This window comes from Mycobacterium sp. (assembly GCF_025965855.1).
GTDB lineage: Bacteria > Actinomycetota > Actinomycetes > Mycobacteriales > Mycobacteriaceae > Mycobacterium.
The window spans coordinates 1-7,734 of the sequence record NZ_JAOPWB010000143.1 but is presented as its reverse complement, the minus strand read 5'-3'; the positions used below and the strand labels follow the sequence as shown (position 1 = coordinate 7,734).

6 protein-coding genes and 1 pseudogene are annotated in these 7,734 nt (G+C 64.8%); 3 read left to right on the top strand and 4 right to left on the bottom strand.

The genetic code is table 11. From position 1 onward, the window contains the following. The 4 genes and pseudogenes from JWP83_RS11380 to JWP83_RS11365 all read right to left on the bottom strand — a co-directional run. Window positions 1-1,373 (bottom strand): MCE family protein (locus JWP83_RS11380; protein ID WP_297730054.1); only part of this gene is annotated, 1,373 nt, incomplete at its 3' end. 4 nt (window positions 1,374-1,377) lie between these two features. Continuing rightward, the gene (locus JWP83_RS11375) at window positions 1,378-2,232 is read right to left on the bottom strand and encodes an ABC transporter permease (protein WP_297730053.1); all 855 of its coding nucleotides are present in this window, start codon (window positions 2,230-2,232) and stop codon (window positions 1,378-1,380) included. 9 nt (window positions 2,233-2,241) lie between these two features. After that, a complete protein-coding gene (locus tag JWP83_RS11370; RefSeq protein WP_297730056.1) occupies window positions 2,242-2,955 on the bottom strand; it encodes an ABC transporter permease in 714 nt (237 codons plus the stop codon). Between the two features lie 438 nt (window positions 2,956-3,393). Continuing rightward, window positions 3,394-4,548, bottom strand: a pseudogene (locus tag JWP83_RS11365) (AMP-binding protein). A gap of 134 nt (window positions 4,549-4,682) precedes the next feature. On the opposite strand from JWP83_RS11365, the gene JWP83_RS11360 reads away from it, so the two are divergent. The 3 genes from JWP83_RS11360 (at window position 4,683) to JWP83_RS11350 (ending at window position 7,665) form a co-directional block, all read left to right on the top strand. Beyond that, a complete protein-coding gene (locus tag JWP83_RS11360) occupies window positions 4,683-5,414 on the top strand; it encodes a FadR/GntR family transcriptional regulator (protein WP_297730052.1) in 732 nt (243 codons plus the stop codon). A gap of 180 nt (window positions 5,415-5,594) precedes the next feature. Further along, on the top strand, window positions 5,595-6,683 hold the full coding sequence (locus JWP83_RS11355; RefSeq protein ID WP_297730055.1) for an amidohydrolase family protein: 1,089 nt from the start codon (window positions 5,595-5,597) through the stop codon (window positions 6,681-6,683). Beyond that, the gene (locus JWP83_RS11350) at window positions 6,589-7,665 is read left to right on the top strand and encodes an extradiol ring-cleavage dioxygenase (RefSeq protein WP_297730051.1); all 1,077 of its coding nucleotides are present in this window, start codon (window positions 6,589-6,591) and stop codon (window positions 7,663-7,665) included. The genes JWP83_RS11355 and JWP83_RS11350 overlap by 95 nt, the downstream gene beginning before the upstream one ends. The last annotated feature ends 69 nt before the right edge of the window (window positions 7,666-7,734 follow it).

The following is a 7,734-nucleotide window of genomic DNA, read 5'->3' as shown; positions in this document are numbered from 1 at the left end:
GTCTGGCCGTTCTCGGTCGGCTGCGCGGGCCCCGGGTTGGGCTGTGCCGGCGCTACTCCCGGCCACAGCGGCACCCCGCCCGGCCCGTACAGCGTCGCGTTGAACGGCGGCGCCCCATTGCCGTATGGCTCCGGCCCAACCGCTGGCCCGGGGATGCACTGGCGGACGCTGGGCGGCTGCGGCATGGCGCGGGTCACCTGGAACCATTGCGCGTAGCACGGATGACCGATGCCCCAGTTGGGCCGGATATCCAGCCCGGTTCCCCAACCGGTGTTGGTGACGAGCTCGCGCACCGGGAAGTTCTTCGTGGCATCCGGCAGCGACCCGCACCCCGGCTTGCCTCCGGGTCCTCCCTTGGCCGCGACAATCGGCAGGTTGTCGGGATAGACATAGGGGTCGTTGCCCAGCAACAGGGCGACATCGAGTTGCAGCGTCCGGCCGTCGGCGCCGCCCCACGCCGAATAGCCCCCGTGGTCGAGGTACCACGTGGTGCCCTGCAGGAAGCAGGTGTACTCCGGGCTGTATTTGAAAAGCAGGTTCGTCGTCGGCTCGAGCGTGTTGACCGATGCGACGAGGTTGTCTCTACTCGTGCCGAGCAGATTGGTCCCGGCATTCGAGAAGCCAATGGCGTTGAGCAGCAAGGAGTCCAGCGCACTCGAGTGGTTCACGACGGTGGTGCTCGTCGTGCTTGCGGCGTTCAGGATCGTCAAGATGTCATGGGCGGCCGTGTTATAGGTGTCGTTGAAGTTCTTGAAGGAGCGCCAGTCCGCACGGATGGTGTCGCTGCGCGCGTTGAGCGCCAGCAGCACCTGGTTGAGGTCGGTGGTAGCCTCGCCCATCCGGTCGCCTTGTCCGCGCACTCCGTCGGCCACCGCAGTCAGCACCGCGTTCAGCTTGACCGGATCGATCACGTTGAGCAGGTCCACGACATTTTCGAAGACCGTGTTGATCTCGGTGCTGACGTTCTTGGAATGCAGCACCGCCCCCGCGGTCAGGCGCTTGGGGCTTGGGTTCTCGGGATACACCAGCTCGACGAACTTGGCGCCGAACGCGGTGGTGGCACTGATTTGTGCCTGTACGTTGGCCGGGATGTACCGCACCTGATCGGGGTCGATCTCCAGCCTCAGGCTGGCCGCGTTGTTGCTCTCACCGATCTGGCTGACCCGGCCGACCTGGACGCCGCGCAGCATGACCTTCGCGTTGGTCTCCATCACCAGACCGGCTCGGTCCGACGTCAGGGTCACCGGCACATACGATCTGAACGTGCCCGCGAAGGCCGTCGTGGTAACGAACATGAACACGGCGATTGCCGCCAAGAGGATCACCGTCCACCACGCGGTGGGGATGCGGTGTTGTCCTGGCTTGCGTTTCATCCCACTAGCTCGCCAGGTGGAAGTTGCCGGACTGGCCGTAGACGGCGAGCGTGATCATCACGATCTCCACCGCCGCGACCACCATCGAGGTACGCACGGCGCGGCCCACGGCCTCGCCAACTCCGGCCGGCCCACCGCGCGCGGTGTACCCGTAGTAGGTGTGCACCAGCATGACCACGATCGTGATCGCCACCACTTGTAAGAACGACCAGATGATGTCGCGGGGACTGAGGAACGTGTTGAAATAGTGGTCGTAGACACCGGATCCCTGGCCGTAGATGGCGGTGGTGCCCGCCCGGGAGGCCAGGAAGGCCATCATGATGGCCACGCAGTACAGCGGGATCACCACCACGATGCCGGCGACGACCCGAGTGGACGCCATGTAGCTGACGCTGCGAATACCGATCACCTCGAGCGCATCGATCTCCTCGTTGATCCGCATCGCACCCATCTGGGCGGTGGCGCCGGCACCGATGGTGGCCGACAGCGCGACAGAGGCGGTTCCGGGCACGATGAGCCGGACATTGAAGTACGCCGACGCGAACCCGGTGAGGGCTTCGATACCGACGGACTGCAACTGGTTGTAGCCCTGCACCGCCACCAAGGCGCCGGTGGTCATCGTCAGGAAGCCGACTATCACGACGGTCCCGCCGATCATCGCGAGCGCTGCGGCGCCCAACCCCATTTGCGCGATCAGCCGCAGCGTCTCGGTACGGTAATTGACGACAGCATCGGGAATCGAAGCGAGCGTCGCGGCGTAGAACCGCATCTGCGATCCGACCCGATTCCACTCGCCCACCACGGCGTTCGTCGTGCGCTGCAGCCGCGGATGGAGCTTGCTCGGAACGCTAAGCGTCATCGGTTCACCTCATGACACCGTGAACTGGATACCGACGGCGGTCACGATGACGTTGATCGCGAACAACACCATGAAGGTGAACACCACGGTCTCGTTGACCGCGTTACCGACACCGGCCGGACCACCGCCGACCGAGATGCCCATGTAGCAGGCGATCAGGCCTGCCGCCATCCCGAATAGCGTCGCCTTGACCATCGAGACGATGACGTCGGCAAGGCCGGTGAGCGTCGTCAGACCGGTCACGAACGCACCCGCCGAGACGTGCTGGACATACACGGTGAAAAAGAATGAGCCGACAAGACCCACCACGGTCACCGCCGCTTCCAGTGCCAAAGCCACCGTGGTGGCCGCCAGCACGCGTGGGACCACCAGCCTCTGGACGGGGTTGATGCCCAGCACCCGCATCGCGTCGAGTTCTTCGCGGATTGTCCGCGCACCCAGATCGGCGCACATCGCGGTGGAACCCGCGCCGGCTACCACCAGCACCGTGACGATAGGTGCGATCTGGTTCACGGTGCCGATCGCCGCGCCCGTTCCGGAGAAATCCCCGGCACCGATTTCGGTCAGCAGGATGTTGAAGATGAACGTCAAGATCACCGAATACGGGAGCGTCATCATCAGTGCCGGCACCATTGACACCCGCGCCACAAACCAGCTCTGAAGAAGGTATTCACGCCAGGCGAACGGCGGCCTGAATATCAATACGAAAGTGTCCAGTGACATCGCGAAGAAGCCGCCCACCGCGCGGACGGGCTTGGTAGCCGCATAAGCTGTCAACACCGGTGCTCCCGCGACGCGGGCATGAGGTCGGTGCACCGCACTGTCGGTCTGGGGCGGTCGCGACGTAAGCAGCGTCGGCCGACCAGCAGCGTGAAGACGCCCCTAGTCGCCCGCACCTGCAGATGGTCACGATCAGCCGGCGGCATGCTGGAACGCTAGCGAGGCGCGCAGTCCGGTGACTGCTCCACCAAGAGGGATAATGGGTCCCCCATCGGGGTCACTTTCCACTCGTCCGGCTGTTCGTTTGTTATGCGCGCATGCAATAAGCGGTTGGCGGGTATCGGGCATCGGGCATCGGGCATCGGGCATCGGGCGATGATGGAAGCCGAGCTGCACGCTGTTGCAAACTGGTCCCGGCTCAGCGATCGCGATATTCATACGTCAAATCGTTTGGTCGCAAGTGTTTTCGCGAGTCCGCAGCTCGACACGCCGGATCTTGCCGGAGATGGTCTTAGGTCGTTCCATGAATTCAATGCGCCGGATGCGTTGATAGGGTGCAAGGTTTCGGTCTGCATGGGCGAAAATTGTGTCGGCGGTGGCCCGATCGGGGGCCTACCCGGCCGCCAGGCTGATATAGGCCTTGGGCACGGCCAACCTGGTTGGGTCGGGGGCCGGTACCACAGCAGCCTCGAACAGGTGCTGCCGCCATCGCCGCCGAGATAGCCGGACATGAGATTCACCGGCCGCGGATCGAGCCGCAGACAGATTTCACCCTCCCGGCCTGCTGCCCGCTCACCGGGTCGAGGATCTCTACCGCAACGCCGGGCAGCGGCCGCCCCATCGAACCGCGCTTAACCGGTGAACCCGGACCGACCACCTCCCGCAGCGCGGCAGGGTTGGCACCTAAATCGGCCTGAACCAGCATGCGCCACACCGTCGGCGGCGCACACAGAGCGAGGTGACGTCGGCTCGCCGAAGCATCGTCAGAAAGCGGGATGCGCCGAAACGAGTGTAGCTATAGAACTGGATCGTCGCCTCGGCGATCCAGGGCGCGAAGAACGAACTCCACGCGTGCTTCGCCCAGCCCCGCGAGCTGATGTTGAGGTGCACATCACCGGACGTAATCCAAGGAAGTACCTCCTTGATAGATGGCCGACAGGGTAGGACTTATGCGTGTGCTCCACGAGTTTCGGCTGGCTGGTGGTGCCGGACGTGAAGTAGATCAGCGTGGGGTCATCCGCGCGGTCTGGGTGGTGAGCCGTGACAGCATGGCCACGGCGTCGGCGAGCCGTACGGGCGCCACGAAGGCGGAGCGTCGCCGATCGCGATGCGGCCGAAATCCCCTGGGATGTCAGCGAATTTGTCGACCTGGTCGGCACTGGTGATGACATGGCGCACCGCTCCCCGACCGACGCGGTCAGCGAGGTCCTTGGGCCCCAGTACGGTGGTGGCCGGCATGACTATGCGCAGCGCCGTTCGCGGGTTGCCCGCCTCGATGGGGTCGAATCAGTCGAGCGCCCAGTTGAACCGGTCGCCGATGTCGGGCCAGCGGAACGCCGCGACTGCGGCGTCGTAGTCGTCGCGGTGTCGCACCAGGATGTCGCGGCACGCGCGGTAGGCTTCTCGGCCAGTTGATCGGTCCACGGTCTGGACTCCTCACTTCGGTTCATCTGGGAAACTTGCTATACCCGGCGCCACTGCGGCGCCGAGCGATGCGAAGGAGGCTGCGCGTGCCACGTCACGAGCCTGCGCTGCGGTCTTCTCGGGCCGAACGCGTCGCGGCTGATCTCGAACACGAAATCCTCAGTGCCCGCCTGCCGGTCGGCGCTCATCTCGGTCGCCGCTCGGAGATCATGGACCGCTTCGGCATCAGCCCTACGGTGATGAACGAGACGCTGCGCATCCTGCGCGATCGCGACCTCGTTGCGGTCCGGCCGGGACCAGGCGGCGGGATCACGGTGGCGACCGCACCGCCACAAGTCCATGTCGGCGCGCTGGACCTGTGGTTCCAGGCTTCCGTTCCACATCCCCTGGACCTTTTCGAAGCGCGTTTGTACCTCGAGTTCGGCCTGACCAAGGCGGCGTTCGAACGGGCGACTAGCGACGACGTCGCCGCAATGCGGTCGGCCATGGTCATGATGCGGGCCACCACCGAGGCCGAGCAGTACTTCGACGCCGTGCTCGCGTTTCACCGCGTCGTCGCGGCCGCGGCCCATATCCCGGTTCTAGAGGGGATGCATCACCTTATCGTGACCAGCATCAAGGCGGTGCTGACGCGGGTGGTGTTCGTCGGCGACCACAAGGCGCTGCTGACGAGCAGTCTCGACGTCCACGACGACATCGTGGCCGCCATCGCGCTGCACGATCAGGCGTCGTTCGTCGATGCCATCAACCGCCACGATCAAGACCTGATCCGTGCCGACGACCCGGACCGCACCCCGAACACTCCGCAGCACCCCTGACCTAACCTCGCCGGTCACTTCCCTGCTCTCCCCCGGGATCGGTCCCGCCTGCATATCGGTACCTCTACCATCGTCGCGATGTGACGCACAACATTGTGTATGTACATATTGAATTGTGTATGCATAATCGCTTACCCTCGACGAAACCTGCCCGTCCCAAAGTCGCGCGGAGCCACAACCATCAACGCTCAGCTATCCGCCCACACCGGCCTCGTCGATGTCCACACCCACGCCATCGACGATCAACTGCTGGATCTTCGGCGCGCCTATCCGCACGACCTCTGGCCCAGCGTCGACCGCACCGGTGATACCGAGGCGCACCTAATGTTCGGTGGACAGCACTACCGCCGGATCGATCACCGGTCCTGGTCACCACGGGCCCGACTCATCGATATGGACTCCAAAGGCGTTGGGATGCAAGTTCTTTCCCCGATTCCGGTGACGTTCTGCTATCAGGCGTCGGCGGCCGGCGCTGCCGCACTGGCGTCGGCGCAAAACGAGTTCTTCGCCCGAATCACCTACGACCACCCAACTCGCTTCGCTGCGCTGGGCGCCGTCGCGTTGCAGGATCCCGATCGCGCCGTCGGCGAGATGCGCAGGTGCGTGCGCCAGAGCGGCTTCATCGGTGTCGAGATCGGCACGCGGGTCGGGGATATCGAACTCGCCGACCCGAGCCTGGACCAGTTCTTTGCCGTCGCGCATGAGCTTGGCACGCTGGTCCTGGTCCATCCCAGTGACCAGGACTTACCCGCCAGGGTGACCGAGCTCGGACTGGGCTTCGGCGCAGGAATGCCGACCGAAACGGCGGTGGCGGCGGCGGCACTCATCGCCCACGGGGCCCTCAAGCGCCGACCTGAAGTGCGAATCTGCCTGGCGCACGGCGGAGGCGCGCTGCCCGCGATGATCGGACGACTCGACAAGGGCGCGATCATCGCCGGCATGCCCGCCGACTCGCCCGACCTGCCGAGTCGCCTGGCCCGACAGCTGTGGTGCGACAGTTTGACATACAACCGCCAAGCGCTGTACGCAGCAGTCGACGTCTTCGGCCCCGACCACGTCGTCTTCGGATCCGACTACCCATTCCCGGCGATGCCCGAACCCATCGACGACATCGTCGCCACCCTGCCCACCGACCTGCATCGCAGGATCTGCCGCACCAATTTGGAGGAGCACTATGGCCCACTTCCTGGGTCTGGGCCTGACACACTATCCGCTACTGGCCGGCACCGACGAGCACATGGCGGACCTGTTGCACTGGACGCTGGCTGATCCCGACATTCCCGCCGAGGCAAAGGATCCCGCCAACTGGTCAGCGTCGATGCGCGCCGAATGGGACGCGGACGGCGGTGTCGCCGCTGCGGCGCATCACCGAAAACTGCTGGTGGAGAACCTATCTCGGTGTCGTGACGTCCTTGACAAATTCGCGCCTGACGTTCTGGTGGTATGGGGCGACGACCAGTACGAAAACTTCCGCGAAGAGGTCGTCCCGCCGTTTTGCGTGCTGGCCTACGACGATGTCGAGGTCAACCCCTTCGAGCTGATGACCCACCGCGGCAGCCCGAACGCCTGGGGCCTTCCCGACGACGCCGCCATCACTCTGCACGGCGACCCCGAGGGCGCCCGCCGGCTCACCGACGACCTGATCGGCCGGGGCTTCGACATGGCCTACTCCTACCGGAAGCGCAGCGACGCTCCTTTTCCGCACGCGATCGTCAATACCCAACTGTTCCTTGACTATCCCAACGCCGGCGCGCGTTTCGAGTACCGGCTCATTCCCATCACAGTGAACTGCTACGGGCAGCATGCGATCGCCCGTCGGGGTGGCTTGGCGCGTTTCGCGGACATCGCCGATGAACGCCTCGACCCGTCCGGGCCCACGCCCGCCCGCTGCTTCGCGCTGGGCCGCGCCGTCGCACAGGCGTTCCGCGACACCGACCTGCGGGTGGCGCTGGTGGCGTCCTCGAGCTGGTCGCACGCGTTCCTGACCGACAAGACCTGGCACGTCACCCCTGACACCGCCGCCGACCGTCGGCTGTATCAGCTGTTCGTCGACCGGGACTACACGACCTGGCAGGCCACCCCCAGCCGCGACATCGTCGACTCCGGGCAGCACGAAATGCTCAACTGGTTCTGCCTGACCGGCGCGGTCGACCAACTCGGCCTGGACCTTTCGTGGTCGGAGCTCGTCACTTCCGATGTCTTCAACTCCAACAAGTGTTTTGCGGTGTTCAAGGAAGGAGGCTCGCGATGACAGCACCCGTCGCGCGGATCGCGTTAAAGTCAGGCACCATCGATGCCGGAGGAATCCAAACCAGCTATC